Below are 18,033 nucleotides of genomic sequence, written 5' to 3'. Positions count from 1 at the left end.
TGAACCCATCACAACTTGGTCGATTAACATCTATTGCACGGAATTATAGATCCGTCCAACGACGATTCACTGAAGTTCCAGGATTATTCACACTCAAGACCTTGGCATAATTTCCTGCAGCCGTTGCATTTTCTGGAATGTCCTTGGTTACCACACTACCGGCGCCAATCGTTGCATTATCACCAATTTTGACATGTTCAATAATGCAGACATTGGGTCCAATATAGACATTATCGCCAATTTCCGCTGCTTGACGTCCTCCATTGGCACCAATGGTGATAAATTGAGACAGATTCACATTGTTACCGATAATCGTCGTCGGATTGACCACCAATGGTCCACCATGGCCAATATATAAACCATAGCCAATTTGAGTCGTGGTATGGATATCAATGCCATACTGCTTTTTTTTATAATAATAAATAGGATAGGCAAACTTCGCCCAAAATGATTTTGCACTGGCTAAACGCAGCCAAAACGAAAAATTAAAGCCACGGTTAAAAAAATAATTTTTCAGAAATGCTTTGACCGTCACTGTACCCGTGTAACGATATAAATCACTTTTAATATATTTCAAAGTCATACGTTTAACTCAGATCCGGATATAAATTCAGGCAAAAATTTTAGCCATGCAATTGATATGCTTTTTAGATCATTCCCATTTCTGTCAGCATGTGGCGATTCACTTGATGCACATCATATTTATTTAAGGCAATTTCACGCGAACGCTGCCCCATGTAATCAATCAGTTTCGGAGCTTCAATAAAATAGCGCATAGATTGCACTAATTCATCTACCGATTTCACTGCCACTAAATAACCATTCACCCCATGATTAACGGTTTCACGACAGCCTGGTGCATCCGTGGTAATCACTGCACGACCCATCGCCATGGCTTCTAATACCGTACGTGGCGTGCCTTCACGGTAAGAGGGCAACACATAGATTGAACTGGCTGCAATTGCAGGTCGAACATCACTCAGTTTACCCCAAAAATGAAGTCGTTGATCCGCAATCCAACAATCCAATTCGGCTTGTGCAATCGCAGATGGATTATCATCAATCCAACCGACCAAATGAAATTCTGCTGCTGGATAATCTTGTTTAATGATGCGCGCCGCTTCTGCATATTCACGTACGCCTTTGTCACCCAATAATCGTGCAATCAGCAAAAAAGATGCTTTAACCATACCCGCATCATTTTTCGGTAACGGCATCACCTTAAAATCCTGCACATTAACGCCCGAACCATTCACCACCACTGTGGGCTTATCGGCAGCGAGCAAATGCATGTCTTGAAATAATTTAAAATCGTCTGGATTTTGGAAAAAGACTTTATTGGCATGTTTTAAAGCTTGAGCGTATAGACCATGCACCATTTTTTGGAAAATACTGCGTTGTCCCGACTCCACATTTTGGAAGGCATAGCCTAAACCGGTAATCAAAGCAAAACGTTGAGGAACTTTAGCCAGCCATGCTGCCAAGGTGCCATAAATCACCGGTTTAATGGTATAAGACAGCACCACATCGGGCTGAATTTGGCGAATGTGTTGATATAAATGTTTGAGTAATTTCAAGTCCGCAACCGGATTCGTCCCCGTGCGCTGCATCGGAATCTCATGTACCTGATAGCCAAGTGCAATGAGTTTTTGATGTTCATCCGGAAATTGATTCAGCTCAGGTGCCATGATATGCACCTCATAGCCGAGTAAGGCAATCGCCTCCAATAATTTGCCACGAAAATTCAATGCAGAAGGTAAAAAACTGCTGATCATTAAAAATTTCATGCGTTTTGACTCCACATCTGCATGTATTGCTGACTCACATGGTCAATGGAAAAATTGGTTTCAACCCGCTGACGCACTAATTGCTTCATGTTTATTTTTTCATTTGAACTAAGTTGAACATAATTCAAAATGGCTTGGGCTAAAGCTTTCGAGTCTCGTGGCGGTACAATCCAGCCAAAGTCATCGACAATAAATTTAGCATCGCCCACATCGGTACTAATACACGGCAATCCCGAAGCCATAGCTTCAACCAAGACATTAGGAAATCCTTCGGTAATCGAGGTCATTAAAAAGGCATCAATCGACTGATAAAAAGCAGGCATATCCGAGATTTGATCGAGTAACTGAACTTTTTCACTCTCTAATTGATACTGCTCAAATAATGCTTTCACTTCAGGATGCTCCAAACTGGCGCCCCCACCCGCAATTTTAAATCGAATCGGATGGTCTTTGAGTAAGCTCATGGTTTCAAATAAATAAGGATAACCTTTAGCGGTATGATAACGCCCAGCAAAACCAATCGTAATCGGCTGATGTAACTCCAGATTAGGCTGAAATTGCTGCAAAAACACCCCATTTGGAATCACTACGCTTTGCGGATTATTTAATCCATATGTTTGATGCTGAATTTGTGAAGAATGCGCACAATACACAATACCCGTAGGCTGACTAGACAAATATCGACTCAGAATTAATGCTGTTTTGGTACTCAAAGACTCTTCTTTGGTCGAGGCCAAAGAATGATGAATGCCCCAAAAAAAGTTGGGTGCTTGTTTTAAACCTAATAGACTTAAACTGGTCAATACATTGGCATGATACATCCAACATTGCACAGCGTGTGGTGCCCACTGCTTCAGTAATTGACGCAGTTTTAAAGTCACTGGCAAGGTATTTATACCATTCCAACCTAAGGCATAATGCGCCTGACAACGCTGCAAAGTTGTTTGATAGATGCTAGAGCTTTTCATCAATGCAATCACAACATGTTGATATTGCGATTCTGTTTGCTCAATCAAGCGTGCTAGCATCATTTCTGCCCCACCGACACCAGCAAAATTAGTGATGACATGCACAATGGTCGGTTTCGTTGCACTCATTGTGTTTGCTCCATCAAGCTAAGATACTGCTGTTGCACGGTCTGCTTATTGAACTGTTGACAATGTTGCTCAAAGTCATCAAGTATATAGTCTACATAAGCACCATATATGGCTTGCTGCATGGCATTCACCATCGCAGCTTGATCACTACAAGGTACCAATAAACCAAATTTTGAATCTTGCAAAATTTCCATCGGGCCACTTGGACAATTGGTACTTACCACTTTCACTTGAGATGCCAATGCTTGAATCAATACACCCGGCAAGCCTTCCCAATTGGAACTTAAAACAAAGAGTGCTGCATATTTAAAATAGGCATAAGGATTGGCATCAAAACCGGTCAGGTCCACCACTTCCGTTAAATGAAGTGATGTCCGTAATGCTTCGAGCTCAGACCTCAACTCACCTTCACCCAGAATAATTAAACGTGTTTCAGGATGTGCTTGATGCAGTTCAGCAAAAGAGCGAATTAAAAAAGCAAAATTTTTCGCTTCGGTTAAACGCCCTATTGCCAAAATAACCTTGTGATCTTTGCCAAAAAACCGATGCTGAACCGGTGCTTTCAGCTTTTCAAAATAAGCCGCATCTAAAACAGGATTATAGATAGTCTTTAAATTATTGGTTTGATATTGATAATAGTCACGAAAATCATCTCGCACCCCATTTGAGACACAGACCACTTGCGCTGCATCACGATAGGTCCAATTCACCAAAGTTTGAAAAAGCCATTTTTTTATCCCTGACAATTTCATATTTTTTGATGGGGTCGAGACTTCACGGAAAATTAATTTCACTGGCACTTTTGCCAGTTTTTTTGCGATCCCACAGACAATATTACTGTGCGTTTGCGTCGCAACCAACACTTGATAGTTTTCTTTTTGCAACAGTAATTTTAAAGGCTGTATCGCACTAATTACCCGACCACAAGCCAAATCAACCAAGTTAATTTTAGGACTAACTTCAGGCAATAATTTTGATTTTTCACCCGTGAGGTTACAAACCACCAAATCAATATTAAGTCCTTGTTCAGCAAAGCTATTTGCCAGTTGAATCACTGTACGTTCTGCACCACCGCCACCCAATGTGGGCAAAAAGAACATGACTTTATTCAACATGATGAACGACCTAGCAATGGGAGATTAAAAATGATGTTGTTGCGCAGCTTGTTTTGCATTTTGCAGTTCAATAGCGCGCTGCACACGCTGTTGATAATCACTAATACCCATTAATTCAGCATCGCTGACACAGGTATCTTTAATTTTGGCTTGGAAGTCGGCAAAACTGGAAACGACTTTTGCAGGTGCACCGACTGCGACAGAATCATCCGGAATATCTTTGGTTACCACAGAACCCGCACCAATCACCACATTCGAACCAATGGTTACACCCGGCATGACAATCGTATTCACCCCAATAAACACATGAGAACCCACTTGAATTGGCGCAAAGCGTTGATAGCGTTGACCCTCAGTATTCTTTACTAAACAGGTGCTGCCATCATGGGTAATAAATTTCACCCCTGAAGTGACCGTGACATGATCACCGATACTGACTAGAAATGGCTCTGAACCCCAACTTTTAATATAAATGCGGCAATGCTCACCAACCTTCACCCCTTTTTTACGCGCATACGCCACACTGCCTTTGAGCATAAAATAAGCCAAGTCAAAAATTGCAGTGAATACGGATTTAATCAATGCCATGCACGATACCTAAACGGTAAATAGAGAATGAAAGTGGGCTATTTTACGCTGATTTTCAGCCCAGACCTAGACGCATTTTTCGCAGTAGACTTGGGTTAAAAATTAAGGGTTAAATTCAATCTAAAAATGAATGAAAGCCAAAGTACTATTTAATCTTTTTCGCAGGTACACCGACATACACGCCCGATTCAATTAAAGGTTTTGTCACAAGGCTACAGGCCCCAATCACCGTATCATTGGCTATCTGAACACCATCTAATACCGTCACACGTGCACCGAGCCAAATATTTTCACCGAGCTGTACACCTTGCTTGGTAATCGCATCTTTGACCAATACATCTGGATCATCAAATTTATGATTACTGGCAATAATAATACTTTGCGTACCGATACGGGTGTTATCGCCAATGGTCACCCCACCGCAACCATTAATAAATGATTTGGAATTAATACTGACATCTCGACCAATTTCAATCTGACCGCCAAAGCATTTGATATAACAACTTTCACCAATAAAACTATGATCTGCAATGTGTAATGAAGCACCCTTTTCTACAATCAAACTAACCTGATCGCCAATATGGACATGCTTACCAATTTTCACATCACCTGAAATTTCCAAGCAGCAATTCTTACCAAAATGTTTAAATTGGGTCCCAAAAGCCAAGTTATAGAAAAACTTGCGGCCTTGTGCACTTAGCCAATTAAGCAGTTTTAAGGCTTTAAAAAACATCATTTTTTAGCGCTCCATACCGCATATGAAATGGCAAAGTTATAGAAAATCAGCGATACAGGTACCGCCAGCAACATATAAATTTTATTTTCGACACAGAAATATAAAGCGGCAAATAAGCCAATTTTAATGATCAGTTCTACAATTTGTAATTTAAATAATACCTGACTATTGCGCTTCGCAATTAAAAAGGCAGAACTTGGTGGATTACAGAATATTGCCCAGTAACCCAATGCCAAAATCGCAAAATAGTGAGAAATACCGATCCATTCCTGACTAAAAATCAATAAATATACTGATTCCGGTAAAACAAAGAAAATGGCAAAAAATGGTAAAGAAACCAAACTCAGCAACACACTACTTTTAAATGCATCTTGTGCCGCATCAGAATGTTTAAATTTACGAATAAAGAATTGGCGTAGGGTTTGCGAAATTAAATTAATTGGCACCCGCAGCGTACGTTCAACAATGGCATAAAAGCCCATCGCCTGCACACCAACAAAATGAGACACCGCATAATAAGGTAGGTTGTGTGAAAAACTGTTCAGCAAAGCGTGTGGGGTATTGCTATAAATAAAGTCTTTATAGCCTTTAAATGCATTCCAACTAACTTGATACAATTGATGCTTCAGTACATAGATGAATACTGCCAGCACCATCAACACTGAACTAATATTATAACTGTTAATTAAGCTGATACTGAACACGAGCGGCAATGACAATTGTACTGCCACCACGATCAAACTGCGAAAAATATTCAGTCCTGCACAGAAAAATTCTTGATGCGCGGCGAACTGATAATTGTATAAGCTTTGAATCAGGGTATTCGCCATAACACCACTAACAATTGCCAACACTATACTGAACTCTAAAAAGAAACTCAGCACAACTGCCGACACAAAACTGATCACTAAAGAGAACACAGCACCTTCAAACATTAGGCTTTTTTTATCGGACTCTTCTGCGACCAATAAGGCTTGATCCAGTCTTAAATTGGCAATGGTCGATAAAACACTGACCACCGCCAATGCAATACCGTACGCACCGAAATCATGGACAGAATATAAGCGCGTTAAAAAAGGAAGTGCGGTAAATGTGATTACCGCACCGACCAATAAACTCGCTGTAATTAAGCCAATCGACTGATATTTGGCGACGAGGTGTTGCATCATGTCAGATTATTAACATACCAACGCATCGCCAATTGAATCCCTTCTGCAATTTTAAATTGTGGTTCATAGCCCAAATGCTGCTGAATTTTCGCAATACTGGCTTGTGAATGACGAACATCCCCTGCTCGGAACTCACGATACACAGGATCGCGTTCAAAATTCACTTGATTTTCTGCGAGTGCCACTTGAATTGCACGATACAACTCATTCAAAGTCGTACGATCACCCACTGCCACGTTATAGACCTGATTTTTCGCCGCTTCATCTTGGGTTGTTGCCGCTAAAATATTGGCTTGCACTGTATTGTCAATGAAACAAAAATCACGACTGGTTTCGCCGTCTCCATTAATGAAGACATCTCCACCTGCGATCATAGACGACGTCCATTTCGGAATCACCGCCGCATAAGCACCGTTTGGATCTTGGCGCTGACCAAAAACATTGAAATAGCGTAGACCAATTGCTTTAAAGCCATATGTTTTTGCAAAAACATCTGCATACAGCTCATTAACATACTTAGTCACTGCATAGGGTGAAAGCGGTTTACCGATATTTTCTTCGACTTTGGGCAATGCAGGATGATCACCATACGTTGAACTACTCGCCGCATAGGTAAAACTCGAGACCTGAGCATCACGTGCGGCAACCAGCATATTTAAAAATCCTGTGATATTGGCGCTATTGGTCAATATAGGATCTGCAATAGAGCGAGGTACTGAGCCTAAAGCTGCTTCATGCAATACATAATCCACGCTTGTGCAGGCATTTTGACAATCTGTAATGTTACGAATATCACCTTCAATGAAGCGAAAATTTGCCCATTGCGCTGTTGATACTAAACCTTGAACTTCATCCAAGTTATGCTGATGGCCCGTGGCGAAGTTATCTAAACCCACAACTTTTTGGTTCAGTTTTAACAAGGTTTCCAATAGGTTTGAACCGATAAATCCTGCAACACCTGTCACCAACCATGTTTTCGGTGCTTGTTGCAATTGTGCACAAACCGTTTGATATTGGCTCATTTTCATATCCTAAAATGTGGTGAATTACAGACGCAAATCAGATTCAGATTGATCGAGTACATATTTCAAGTCATACAACACATGACTCGCCTTACCTAAAGCACGAATTTCTGCTGCACCCATGGCTTTAAATTGCTCATGTGCTACTGCCAAAATCACTGCATCATATTGACCATTTTCAAGACGAGCTACTGGCGTAATACCGTATTCATGTTGAGCTTCAGCAGTATCGATCCAAGGATCATACACATCCGCTTGAATATGATATTCCTGCAACTCATGCACTATATCGATAATTTTGGTATTTCGAATATCGGGACAATTTTCTTTAAAGCTTAGACCTAGCACCAGTACTTTTGCACCTTCGACCTGAATCTTTTTCTTGATCATACCTTTGACAAGCTGGGTCACCACATAAGCCCCCATACTGTCGTTTAAACGACGGCCTGCCAAAATAATTTCAGGGTGATAACCAATCGATTGTGCTTTATGGGTTAAATAGTAGGGATCGACACCAATACAGTGCCCTCCAACAAGCCCCGGACGGAACGGTAAAAAGTTCCATTTGGTTCCTGCCGCCTGCAACACTGCTTCCGTATCGATATTCATTTTATTGAAAATCAACGCCAACTCATTAATTAAAGCAATGTTGACATCACGCTGAGTATTTTCAATGACTTTGGCTGCTTCAGCCACTTTAATACTGGGTGCTTTATGCGTACCCGCCTCAATAATCAGGTTGTAGACTTCATCTACATAATCTGCAATTTCAGCTGTAGAGCCAGAAGTAATTTTCAAGATATTAGTCACGCGGTGCAATTTATCACCCGGATTAATACGTTCTGGACTATAGCCTGCATAAAAGTCTTGGTTGAATTTCAGCCCTGAAACGCGCTCTAACACTGGAATACATTTTTCTTCTGTTGCACCCGGATAAACAGTAGATTCATAAACGACTACGTCACCTTGTGAAAGAACTCGACCAATACTTTCCGATGCTTTCACCAAAGGGGTTAAATCGGGCTGTTTGTACTCATCAATCGGAGTTGGTACTGTGACAATAAAGAAGTTACATGACTTTAAGTCTTCCAAATTTGCGCTATATGCTAATTGCGTAGACTGCGCCAATTCTTCCGGAGACACTTCTAAAGTGTGATCTTGACCTGATTTGAGTTCATCAATACGCTTTTGATGGATATCAAAGCCCACTACAGGGACCTTTTTACCAAACTCAACAGCCAGTGGTAAACCCACATAACCTAATCCGATAATGGCAATTTTTAATTCGGAGAGTTGTAACATACTGAAGCCTATGTTATAGATGAACCACAATCATCGTTATGTTGTAAATAGAGGGTTAATATAGCAGAAAATTAACTTATACATGGGGGGAAAGATAGCTAACTTGTATCGTAATTCGCTATAAATGGTTGATCAACAATGGGGGAAATTTACACCTTATTTTAAGTTGCATAGCGATTTCAGCAGCAATTTCCTTTATTTTATAAAACTTTTATAATCTGACTACACATCCCTTATAAAACTTACTATTGTAAACATCTTTGGCTATATTAAAGCGTTTGATTGGTATAAACTTTGCAATTCTGAAAATGAATAAATTGGATATCTTATCCCGTATTCTAATGGGTCAAATAATTTAATAAATAGGATTTGGATTCGAGTGAGTTACTATCGTTTTAGTTGCATATTAGCACTAGGTTTAAGTATGACAGGTTGTGCCATTACATCAGGCCTTCAAACCTATGATTTACCAGCAGAAGGTGCATATCAAACTGATCAAGGTGCTCAGTTAAATGTTGTTCCATTAACTCAAAACAATGTCCCAGCTATCAGTCAATCTAACAACCAAAATTATTCTGATCTTCAGTCTTTATTTAGATCTCAACAGTCGATTTATCGACTTAGCCCTGGTGATGTTCTTTCAATTCAACTTTGGGCTTATCCTGAAATTACCCCTCCTATTCAAGACGCAACCAACATTAAAGCAGTGGGCTATCCCATTGACCCGAATGGCCGCGTGCACTTACCTTTAGTCGGTTCTGTCAAAGTTTCAGGAAAAACGCTGGCTGAAGTGAACACCTTTTTACGTAGCCAATTTAGCAAATATCTGAAACACCCTGACGTGGTTGTTCGTGTCCTTTCATACGAAGGACGACGTTATTTCGTGAATGGGCAGGTTCTTAAAAGTGGTCAATATACTCTAAATGATCAACCAATTAGTCTTTACACAGCTTTAGGTCAAGCCGGCGGTATTGACACAAAAACAGGTGATACCACAAATATTCAACTTATTCGAAATGGGTCGACCTATAATTTGAATACCATTCAATTAGAAAAAAATGGTCTATCCCTACACAATTTATTGATACAACCCAATGACACTATTTTTGTAAATACCAAACAAGATCAAAAATTATATGTCATGGGCGAATCAAGCAAAAGTCAGGCAATTAGCTTGAGAGATCAAGGTATGACTTTAAGTGATGTCTTAGGTGAAAGTGAAGGAATCAACCCATACTCAGCAAGCGCAGCCAAAATTTATGTCATGCGAACTGATTTAAATAATAATGAATCGACAATCTATCATTTAAATTTAAGCAGCATCGGTAATTTAGCATTAGCTAATCAATTCCAAATGAAAAAAAATGACATCGTGTATATTGATGCCTCTGGTTTAGCACGTTGGCAGCGCATCATGAATCAAATTATTCCATTTTCAAATGCTTTATATAGCTTTGATCAGCTTGGAAAATAAGACATGGCCTTTCAAAATATCCTTGTTGTTTGTGTAGGAAATATTTGCCGAAGCCCCATGGCTGAGTATTTTTTAAAATCAAATTGCCCAAATCACCACATCGAATCTGCTGGCTTATCGGCAATGGTTGGGCATCCTGCAGATGAAAAAGCTATTCATTGTATGGATCAATTTAATATTGATATGCGCACACATGTTGCTAAACAAATTACTGCATCGCTAATCAAGCAAGCAGATTTAATTTTAGTGATGAGCAATAATCAAGCCCAGCATATTGAAAAGCAATGGCCTTTTGCCAAGGGAAAGGTTTTTCGTTTAGGTCACTGGCAAGGTCAAAATGTACCTGACCCATACAAGCATGACCAAGCTTTTTTTGATGAATCCTGTCAAAACATCAAGCTATATGTTCAGGATTGGATCAAACATTTAATTTAAATTATTGAATAATCAGTTGTTAAACTATGACTCAAAACTCAAAAACAGAAGACGATACTATTGACTTAAAAGAGCTATTTTTTTCATTGATTGCTCAGTGGAAATTGATCGCACTTTGCATCATATTAAGTTTAATATGCGCCTTACTTTATATCCGTGTTACACCATCAACCTACTCAACCGATGCTTTAGTACAAGTAGAAGATGGTAAAAGTGCTGCATCAGCAGCATTAATGGGTGAGTTGAAAGAAATCTCTGGTGGTTTAGGTCAGAAATCTCCAGCCGATGCTGAAATTGAAATCTTAAATTCACGCATGGTATTAGGTAAAGTGATTAATGATCTTAACCTTAATATTAAAGTGTTAGATAGCAAAAATACCGCACTCGGTCGACTGATGTCTGCTGAGCAAGGTCAATTAAAATTTGATGCCCAAGGTGTGAGTTATAGCGCGCAACAACATCATTTTTTAATTAAGCAACTTGATGTTCCAAATTATTATTTAGATAAAAACTTAACGCTGACTTTTAAACCCGATAATAAATTTATATTAAGCTATAACGATAAAGTTTTAGTTGAGGGCTTGTTAAACAAAACTAACCAATTCAACGATACCAATGGTACTTGGAAAATTAATATTTCAAGTCAAAATCCATTTGAACAAGATTTTATCATCTCCAAATTATCACTTCCTTCAGCCGTGAAAGCATTCAAATTAAACTATGGCGTCGCTGAAAAAGGTAAAATGACGGGAGTCATTGGATTAAATTATTCAGGTGAAGACAAGCAACATATTACAAATGTATTGAATCATGTTTTGGCAATTTATCATGAGCAAAACATTGAACGTAAGACACTAGAATCCAAACAGACTCTAAATTTTCTTGATCAGCAACTTCCAGAATTAAAGCAGCAATTGGAAAAATCAGAGCTCAAATTCAATGAGTTCCGTGAAAAATATAATACAGTTGATGTGACTCAAGAATCAGAACTCATGCTCAAACAAAATATTGAGCTTGAGAAAATGCGTATTGAACTAAAACAAAAGCAAGCTGAATTATCGGCTAAATACACTCCAGATCATCCATTAATGGCTGAAATTAATGCACAAGTCAGTGCACTAAATCAGAAAACAAGTGAATTAAATCAATCTATTAAGAAGCTGCCTGAAACTCAGCGTTTATATTTACAGTTATATCGCGATGTAAAAGTAAATACTGAACTTTACACAGCATTATTAAATAGCTATCAACAGTTAAAAATTGTGAAAGCAGGCGAAATTGGCAACGTTCGAATTATTGATACTGCTGTTGAACCTGATCGCCCGATTAAACCTAAAAAACTGATCATTTTAATATTGTCACTCTTTGTGGGTGGTTTTATTGGTGTCTTAATTGCACTTCTTCGCAATATGATGCGTTCAGGTATCAAAGATTCAACTGAAATCGAAAATAATCTTGATCTGCCTGTCTATGCGACAGTACCACGTTCTCCAGTTCAAGAAAGCCGTATTAAACTCTTGAAGAAGAAGAAAACAATTCCTGTACTTGCTGTTAAACACAGTGATGACATCGCGATTGAAAGTTTACGTAGTATGCGTACCGCAATTCACTTTGCTTTATCATCTGCAAAAAACAATTTGATTATGATTTCAGGCCCTGCACCTGAAATGGGTAAATCTTTTATTTCAACCAACTTAGCGACTATTTTAGCGCAGAGTGATAAACGCGTACTAATTGTTGATGCAGATATGCGTCGTGGCTATTTAAATAAATACTTCAATCAAGACAATCAACCCGGTCTTGCAGAATTTTTAAATGGGCAAAGTGACATTGACAGTATTATCAAAACTACAGAAATTCCAAATTTAAGTGTAGTGACTCGCGGTAAGAGCCCAACCAACCCTTCTGAATTATTAAGCTCAAGTAAGTTCAAAGAGTTTTTAGATTTAATTGCCGACAAGTTTGATCATGTGATTATCGATACCCCGCCTGTGCTTGCTGTAACTGACGGTATTATCATTTCACAATTTGCAGGTGTGAATCTTGTCATCGCGCGTTATGCAAAAACTCAGATGAAAGAACTTGAACTCACTATCAATCGCTTTGAACAAGTGGGTGTCAAAGTTAATGGGATTATCTTAAACGATATCCAGCGTAGTTCTGCTGGTTATGGTTATGGCTATAACTATTCATACGGTTATAAAGCAGCTAAAGATCAAGACTAACTTTCAGCTATTTAAAAAAGCCAGTGTTTATACACTGGCTTTTTTTATATAAACCAGCACCTAAAGATTATGTATAAAAAATGTTTTATATATTCATGCTGTTATAGTATAAAAATTAGAAGATGACTATGATGAACTTTCCTACACAGTGTTTGCTCTAACTTTCTTAGCAAACGCATGTTAGGAAAAGTCTGCTAGAATTTCAGCAACTTTTTACATATAAAATAATTGTGGGAAAATATATGAGTAAGGCCCTACCTATCGCTGTCGCTGTTCTACTCGGCGGTGCCGCACTTGTTCCTGTTTACTATGCAACCAAGACACCTGCTACGCAATCAGCAACATCAACTCAACCTGCTGCAAATGCTTCAGCTGTCGCAAAAATTAGCTATGCACTAGGTTACGAAGTCGCACATCAAACACCACCTGAGTTGGATATTGATAGCTTTGTAACAGGTGTGCGTGCTGGCCATGCTCGTACTAAACCAGCTTATACAGAAGAAGAATTACAGGCAGCTTATGAGCAGTTCCAGAAAGAAATGCAGCAAAAGCAGCTTGACAGTGCAAAACAGGCCCAAGCTTCAAGTGATACTTTCCTGACTGAAAATGCGAATAAAGCAGGCATTAAAACAACTGCTTCCGGTTTACAGTACCAAGTCATGAAAGAAGGTACAGGTAAACAGCCAAAAGCCTCTTCAATTGTGAAAGTGCATTATACTGGTAAACTGGTAGATGGCACTGTATTTGACAGTTCAGTAGAACGCGGTGAACCGATTGAGTTTCCATTAAATCAAGTCATTCCAGGCTGGACTGAAGGTCTGCAGCTGATGAAAGAAGGCGGCAAGGCAACTCTATATATTCCGTCAAATCTGGGTTATGGTGAACAGGGTGTCCCTGGTACGATTCCTCCGCATAGCACTTTGATTTTTGATGTGGAATTAATCGAAGTAAAATAATACAAATAGGGAGAGCGATCAGCTCTCCTTTATTTTTGAGAATTGATAATGAAAATACAAATCAGTTTAATGGTTTTGCTGCTCAGTTCAGGCAGCCTTTTTGCTAAAGAGATCAATAATACAAGTAGTGAAGCTGAGAAAATTGGCTACAGCTTTGGTTATCTGATGGGTCGCAGTAATGCAGACACTTTAAAGGATCTTGATTTAGATGCATTTAGCCAGGGCTTAAAGACAGCCGCTGCTGGACAAAAATCCAGTTTAAGCGATGAAGAAATGACACAAGTGCTGACTCAGTATAAACGTCAAAGTGATGCCAAAGAACTGATTGTGCTGAAACAGAAAGCTGAAGAAAATGCCAAAGCTGGTAAAGCATTCTTGCAGGAAAATGCCAAAAAGCCAGGTGTTAAAACTACTAAATCTGGGCTGCAATACCTGGTGCTGAAAGAAGGTAAAGGGAAATCACCAAGCGCTAACAGTAATGTCCGCGTGCATTATGAAGGTCGCCTGATTGATGGTACCGTTTTTGACAGTTCGATTGCCCGCCAGCAGCCAGTCGATTTCCGTACCACCCAAGTGATTACTGGCTGGACAGAAGGCTTACAGCTGATGAAAGTCGGTGCTAAATACCGCTTCTTTATCCCTGCTGATCTGGCCTATGGACAGATTGGTTCTGGAGATATTATTGAACCAAATAGTACCCTGATCTTTGATATCGAATTACTGGAAATTATTAAATAAAAATTCCTTTAATTTTAAAAATTAAAAAGAGAGGCAAATTATTTGCCTCTCTTTTTTTGTACTGATGAGAAACGAATTAGTTGGAGCTTTTCATGTATATTCATAGCAGTTTTGCTATTTTATAGTTTAATCAAAATATTCAACAACAATAGAGGACTTCAGCATGGCAGCAATCAAGACCCGCGAAATTCAATATACGGCTCAGGATGGCAGCACTTTGATTGGTTATTTTGCCGCACCGGAAACTGATGCACCTGTAGCAGGTGTTATCGTGGCACCCGAATGGTGGGGCCGCAATGACTATACTGAACAGCGTGCCCGTGAACTAGCGGAACATGGTTATGCCGCGCTGGCAATTGATATGTATGGTGACAAGAAAGTAACCACCAGCTCTGATCAGGCCTATCAATGGATGATGCAGACTTTCGAAGATCCGGACACTATCGTGAACCGTGCGAAAGCTGCTTTAGATACTTTGGCGGCACAGGATGAAGTCAATCCGGAAAAACTGGCTGCGATTGGTTTCTGCTACGGTGGTAAAGTTGCTCTGGATCTGGCTCGCTCAAATGCACCGTTAAAAGCTGTAGCTACTTTCCATGCCAACCTATCTCCTAAAGCACCTGCACAGGAAGGCCAGGTACAGGCAGAAATTCTGGTCCTACATGGTGAAAAGGACAGTATGGTGAGCCTGGATGATGTTGCCAGCTTTAAAGAAGAGATGCAGGCGGCTAAGGTCGAGCATAATGTGATTGTATTTGAAAATGCCAAGCATGGATTTAGTAACCCGCTTGCAGATGAGCGCGCCAAGACCAATGGTGTAGATCTAGGCTACAATGCTGAAGCAGAAAAACAAAGCTTGGCTGCCATGTATGAATTACTGGCACGACAACTCGCCTAATAACAGATAAATTGATCCGGCTCATGATCGAGCTGGGTCATACATGAAAAAAATAAATTCAATGAAAGGAGCCAATATCATGACTGAAAATAACTGCCCGTACTGTAATTTTGACGAATACGATATTCTGGCTAAAAATGATTTTGCTGTCGTGTTACCTGAACCGAACTCGCTGTCCAAAGGACATTATGTAGTTACTCCATTACGTCATGTGGCGTCATTTTTTGAAATCACAGATAAAGAACGTAAAAGCATGATGTCCTTACTTGAACAAGCACGTAATGAATTACAATTACGCTATCAGCCTTCCGGTTTTCATGTCGGGTTTAATGATGGCGAAGTATTTCAGGAAAAATCAGAGCATTTGCACATTCATATTATCCCGCGTTATGAAGGCAAGGTATTAAAGCTGGATGCACGCTGGGGCATTGAAGAATAAGAATTTAATTTTTTTACTGAGTGAATGCTTTTCGAAGTGTTCACTTGTCCCTTCCATTTATTCATTTTTACTCTTGCAGTCTCGCTGTTTTAGCAGACTTTTCATCTTTTAGCTGAGTCTCTTCAGTTATACTAAACCTCGTCTCCCAGTTTGTTCTATTTTCATGTTTGTGTTTTCAGATGCCCTTTTAGAATGGTTTGATGTGCATGGCCGCCATGATTTACCGTGGCAAGTGGCCGATGATCCCTATAAGGTCTGGGTCTCTGAAATTATGCTACAGCAGACTCAGGTCAAAACCGTGCTGCAATATTTTGAGCGGTTTATTCAGCGTTTTCCGACGGTACAGGATCTCGGTACAGCTTCCTGGGATGAGGTTGCGCCCTATTGGGCGGGGCTGGGCTATTATGCGCGTGCCCGTAATTTACATAAGGCAGCCGGTATTGTGGCAAGTCATGGCCATTTCCCGAGGAGCCTAGAAGAATGGATCGCCCTACCCGGCATTGGCCGCTCAACCGCGGGAGCCTTAATGTCTTTGGGTTTACGTCAATACGGCGTAATCATGGATGGCAACGTCAAACGGGTGCTGGCACGGTTTTTTGCGATCGAAGATGATCTGTCTAAACCAGTACATGAACGTGCCTTGTGGGAGCTTGCTGAACAGCTCTGCCCGGTTGATCGGAATCATGATTATACCCAGGCGATTATGGATCTCGGTGCGACTGTCTGTACTCCAAAAAAGCCTTTATGCCTGTATTGCCCAATGCAGCAACATTGCAAGGCACATCAGCAGGGTCTGGAAAATGAATTGCCCTTTAAAAAAGCCAAAAAGCCGGTACCGGTCAAAGCAGCTCAAGTGCTGTTGATCCAATCAGGTGATGAATGGCTATGGCAGCAACGTCCTAATAGTGGTCTTTGGGGTGGGCTTTGGTGTCTGCCAATTATTGAAGACACTCATGCATTTGAACAACTGTGCCAGCAACTGGGTCTGAAGAATCTCGTACAAAAGACCCAGATCAGCCACAGTTTTACCCATTTTACCTGGCAGCTTGAAGCCATGGTTTTTGCAGTCGATGAAGATCAGCAGGAACATCTGGCGATTGAGTTACAGGGCTTCTGGATGAACCCGGAAACTGCAGTCAATGCAGGTATTCCAACCGCCATGAAAAAATTGATTTCTACCGTAAATTTATGACATAGTCTGGAACAAGAAGAATCAACTGGCCTCATTTAAGGATAAATATTTTGCGCCATTCTCTTGCATTTGTCGGGCTTTCTTTGGTGATGTTATTTCTGGTGGCGTGTAGTAGCGCACCGAAACATCCTTCTGCAGTTCAGCTTAATCCGGCATTGGTCAAAAAACTGAATCATATGCGTATGCCCTCTTCTCTGCCGATTCCGGTAGATCGGGTCCAGGCTCGTGAATTGAAAGATACTTGGGGAGCTTCGCGTAGTAGCGGCCGTTTGCATGAGGGCATTGATATTCTGGCTCCACGTGGAACCAAGGTTCGTAGTGCGACGCCTGGTCTGATCGCAGATTTACGGAATAACAATTTGGGTGGTAAAGTAGTCTGGATTCTGGGTCCAGGCGGCACTTGGCATTATTATGCACATCTGGATGGTCATAAGCGTGGCCTGAAAGTCGGTAACTATGTCAAAAAGGGCGATGTCATTGGTTATGTCGGTAATACTGGCAATGCCCGCCATACCGCGCCACATCTGCATTATGGTCTCTATTTAAATGGTAAGGGCCGTGGTGTTGTTAACCCTTATCCATATTTACGTTAATTTTAGGAAGTTTACATGTCAGAAGCGTTGATCAACCGTCTGGTCGAATTTGCTGAATCAGGCAATCAACAGAAAATCGTGCTCAATGGCCAGACCTATCAGGGCTGGATCATGGAAATTACCGAAGAGGCGCTTCTGATCAGTACTGGTTATGCCGATAAAAGTGGTAAGGATATGTGGATCCAGTTCAGTGATCTGCAGCAGGCAGAACTCTCCTACTGGGACAATCAGCAAGATCAGTGGACGACATTTAAATTATAAGATAAT

Annotated in this window: 19 protein-coding genes; 10 read left to right on the top strand and 9 right to left on the bottom strand. The window is 40.3% G+C overall.

The features are described from left to right. Positions 1–43: 43 nt before the first annotated feature. The 9 genes from FTU01_RS07225 to tviB form a co-directional block, all read right to left on the bottom strand. Entirely contained in the window at positions 44–583 is a 540-nt protein-coding gene (locus FTU01_RS07225) for a serine O-acetyltransferase (protein ID WP_180138613.1), read from the bottom strand. Between the two features lie 64 nt (positions 584–647). Beyond that, positions 648–1,787 carry a glycosyltransferase family 4 protein gene (locus tag FTU01_RS07220; protein ID WP_180138612.1) on the bottom strand — a complete coding sequence of 380 codons (1,140 nt, stop codon included), beginning with the start codon at positions 1,785–1,787 and terminating at the stop codon, positions 648–650. Then, complete coding sequence (locus tag FTU01_RS07215) at positions 1,784–2,884, bottom strand: glycosyltransferase (protein ID WP_180138611.1); 1,101 nt, start codon at positions 2,882–2,884, stop codon at positions 1,784–1,786. The genes FTU01_RS07220 and FTU01_RS07215 overlap by 4 nt, the downstream gene beginning before the upstream one ends. Further along, entirely contained in the window at positions 2,881–3,999 is a 1,119-nt protein-coding gene (locus tag FTU01_RS07210) for a glycosyltransferase (protein ID WP_180138610.1), read from the bottom strand. The genes FTU01_RS07215 and FTU01_RS07210 overlap by 4 nt, the downstream gene beginning before the upstream one ends. Positions 4,000–4,023: 24 nt before the next feature. Continuing rightward, a complete protein-coding gene (locus FTU01_RS07205) occupies positions 4,024–4,587 on the bottom strand; it encodes an acyltransferase (protein ID WP_180138609.1) in 564 nt (187 codons plus the stop codon). Positions 4,588–4,732: 145 nt separating this feature from the next. After that, positions 4,733–5,323 carry an acyltransferase gene (locus tag FTU01_RS07200; RefSeq protein ID WP_257233508.1) on the bottom strand — a complete coding sequence of 197 codons (591 nt, stop codon included), beginning with the start codon at positions 5,321–5,323 and terminating at the stop codon, positions 4,733–4,735. Next, complete coding sequence (locus tag FTU01_RS07195; RefSeq protein ID WP_180138608.1) at positions 5,320–6,492, bottom strand: oligosaccharide flippase family protein; 1,173 nt, start codon at positions 6,490–6,492, stop codon at positions 5,320–5,322. Before FTU01_RS07195 ends, FTU01_RS07200 begins: the two co-directional genes overlap by 4 nt. Further along, positions 6,489–7,514, bottom strand: coding sequence for an NAD-dependent epimerase/dehydratase family protein (locus FTU01_RS07190; protein WP_180138607.1), 1,026 nt, complete (start codon positions 7,512–7,514; stop codon positions 6,489–6,491). The genes FTU01_RS07195 and FTU01_RS07190 overlap by 4 nt, the downstream gene beginning before the upstream one ends. 24 nt (positions 7,515–7,538) lie before the next feature. Next, positions 7,539–8,816: a Vi polysaccharide biosynthesis UDP-N-acetylglucosamine C-6 dehydrogenase TviB gene (gene tviB / locus FTU01_RS07185; protein ID WP_180138606.1), complete on the bottom strand. Its 1,278-nt coding sequence runs from the start codon at positions 8,814–8,816 to the stop codon at positions 7,539–7,541. A gap of 424 nt (positions 8,817–9,240) precedes the next feature. Between tviB and FTU01_RS07180 the strand changes: the two genes are divergently transcribed. The 10 genes from FTU01_RS07180 (at position 9,241) to FTU01_RS07135 (ending at position 18,027) form a co-directional block, all read left to right on the top strand. Next, positions 9,241–10,290 carry a polysaccharide biosynthesis/export family protein gene (locus tag FTU01_RS07180; RefSeq protein WP_180138666.1) on the top strand — a complete coding sequence of 350 codons (1,050 nt, stop codon included), beginning with the start codon at positions 9,241–9,243 and terminating at the stop codon, positions 10,288–10,290. Between the two features lie 3 nt (positions 10,291–10,293). Further along, on the top strand, positions 10,294–10,725 hold the full coding sequence (locus FTU01_RS07175; protein WP_180138605.1) for a low molecular weight protein-tyrosine-phosphatase: 432 nt from the start codon (positions 10,294–10,296) through the stop codon (positions 10,723–10,725). Between the two features lie 26 nt (positions 10,726–10,751). Beyond that, on the top strand, positions 10,752–12,950 hold the full coding sequence (locus tag FTU01_RS07170; protein WP_180138604.1) for a polysaccharide biosynthesis tyrosine autokinase: 2,199 nt from the start codon (positions 10,752–10,754) through the stop codon (positions 12,948–12,950). Between the two features lie 242 nt (positions 12,951–13,192). After that, entirely contained in the window at positions 13,193–13,906 is a 714-nt protein-coding gene (locus tag FTU01_RS07165) for an FKBP-type peptidyl-prolyl cis-trans isomerase (protein ID WP_180138603.1), read from the top strand. A gap of 48 nt (positions 13,907–13,954) precedes the next feature. Then, the gene (locus FTU01_RS07160) at positions 13,955–14,644 is read left to right on the top strand and encodes an FKBP-type peptidyl-prolyl cis-trans isomerase (protein WP_005233205.1); all 690 of its coding nucleotides are present in this window, start codon (positions 13,955–13,957) and stop codon (positions 14,642–14,644) included. A gap of 163 nt (positions 14,645–14,807) precedes the next feature. Continuing rightward, positions 14,808–15,542 carry a dienelactone hydrolase family protein gene (locus tag FTU01_RS07155; RefSeq protein ID WP_180138602.1) on the top strand — a complete coding sequence of 245 codons (735 nt, stop codon included), beginning with the start codon at positions 14,808–14,810 and terminating at the stop codon, positions 15,540–15,542. Between the two features lie 79 nt (positions 15,543–15,621). After that, entirely contained in the window at positions 15,622–15,981 is a 360-nt protein-coding gene (locus FTU01_RS07150; RefSeq protein ID WP_005233203.1) for an HIT family protein, read from the top strand. Between the two features lie 163 nt (positions 15,982–16,144). Continuing rightward, positions 16,145–17,173: an A/G-specific adenine glycosylase gene (gene mutY, locus FTU01_RS07145; RefSeq protein WP_218952505.1), complete on the top strand. Its 1,029-nt coding sequence runs from the start codon at positions 16,145–16,147 to the stop codon at positions 17,171–17,173. 89 nt (positions 17,174–17,262) lie between these two features. Beyond that, a complete protein-coding gene (locus FTU01_RS07140) occupies positions 17,263–17,766 on the top strand; it encodes a M23 family metallopeptidase (protein ID WP_171064776.1) in 504 nt (167 codons plus the stop codon). 15 nt (positions 17,767–17,781) lie between these two features. Beyond that, positions 17,782–18,027, top strand: coding sequence for a hypothetical protein (locus FTU01_RS07135; protein WP_004780440.1), 246 nt, complete (start codon positions 17,782–17,784; stop codon positions 18,025–18,027). Positions 18,028–18,033: the final 6 nt, after the last annotated feature.

The sequence above is a fragment of the Acinetobacter sp. YH12043 genome (genome assembly GCF_013419915.1).
In the GTDB taxonomy this organism is placed as follows: Bacteria; Pseudomonadota; Gammaproteobacteria; order Pseudomonadales; family Moraxellaceae; genus Acinetobacter.
This window is presented reverse-complemented; position numbering and strand designations above follow the sequence as displayed.

Excerpts from the sequence above, each read along its gene's own strand:
- FTU01_RS07225 (WP_180138613.1), bottom strand. The coding sequence starts at position 583 with ATGACTTTGAAATATATTAAAAGTGATTTATATCGTTACACGGGTACA.
- FTU01_RS07220 (WP_180138612.1), bottom strand. The coding sequence starts at position 1,787 with ATGAAATTTTTAATGATCAGCAGTTTTTTACCTTCTGCATTGAATTTT.
- FTU01_RS07215 (WP_180138611.1), bottom strand. The coding sequence starts at position 2,884 with ATGAGTGCAACGAAACCGACCATTGTGCATGTCATCACTAATTTTGCT.
- FTU01_RS07210 (WP_180138610.1), bottom strand. The coding sequence starts at position 3,999 with ATGTTGAATAAAGTCATGTTCTTTTTGCCCACATTGGGTGGCGGTGGT.
- FTU01_RS07205 (WP_180138609.1), bottom strand. The coding sequence starts at position 4,587 with ATGGCATTGATTAAATCCGTATTCACTGCAATTTTTGACTTGGCTTAT.
- FTU01_RS07200 (WP_257233508.1), bottom strand. The coding sequence starts at position 5,323 with ATGATGTTTTTTAAAGCCTTAAAACTGCTTAATTGGCTAAGTGCACAA.
- FTU01_RS07195 (WP_180138608.1), bottom strand. The coding sequence starts at position 6,492 with ATGATGCAACACCTCGTCGCCAAATATCAGTCGATTGGCTTAATTACA.
- FTU01_RS07190 (WP_180138607.1), bottom strand. The coding sequence starts at position 7,514 with ATGAGCCAATATCAAACGGTTTGTGCACAATTGCAACAAGCACCGAAA.
- tviB (WP_180138606.1), bottom strand. The coding sequence starts at position 8,816 with ATGTTACAACTCTCCGAATTAAAAATTGCCATTATCGGATTAGGTTAT.
- FTU01_RS07180 (WP_180138666.1), top strand. The coding sequence starts at position 9,241 with ATGACAGGTTGTGCCATTACATCAGGCCTTCAAACCTATGATTTACCA.
- FTU01_RS07175 (WP_180138605.1), top strand. The coding sequence starts at position 10,294 with ATGGCCTTTCAAAATATCCTTGTTGTTTGTGTAGGAAATATTTGCCGA.
- FTU01_RS07170 (WP_180138604.1), top strand. The coding sequence starts at position 10,752 with ATGACTCAAAACTCAAAAACAGAAGACGATACTATTGACTTAAAAGAG.
- FTU01_RS07165 (WP_180138603.1), top strand. The coding sequence starts at position 13,193 with ATGAGTAAGGCCCTACCTATCGCTGTCGCTGTTCTACTCGGCGGTGCC.
- FTU01_RS07160 (WP_005233205.1), top strand. The coding sequence starts at position 13,955 with ATGAAAATACAAATCAGTTTAATGGTTTTGCTGCTCAGTTCAGGCAGC.
- FTU01_RS07155 (WP_180138602.1), top strand. The coding sequence starts at position 14,808 with ATGGCAGCAATCAAGACCCGCGAAATTCAATATACGGCTCAGGATGGC.
- FTU01_RS07150 (WP_005233203.1), top strand. The coding sequence starts at position 15,622 with ATGACTGAAAATAACTGCCCGTACTGTAATTTTGACGAATACGATATT.
- mutY (WP_218952505.1), top strand. The coding sequence starts at position 16,145 with ATGTTTGTGTTTTCAGATGCCCTTTTAGAATGGTTTGATGTGCATGGC.
- FTU01_RS07140 (WP_171064776.1), top strand. The coding sequence starts at position 17,263 with ATGTTATTTCTGGTGGCGTGTAGTAGCGCACCGAAACATCCTTCTGCA.
- FTU01_RS07135 (WP_004780440.1), top strand. The coding sequence starts at position 17,782 with ATGTCAGAAGCGTTGATCAACCGTCTGGTCGAATTTGCTGAATCAGGC.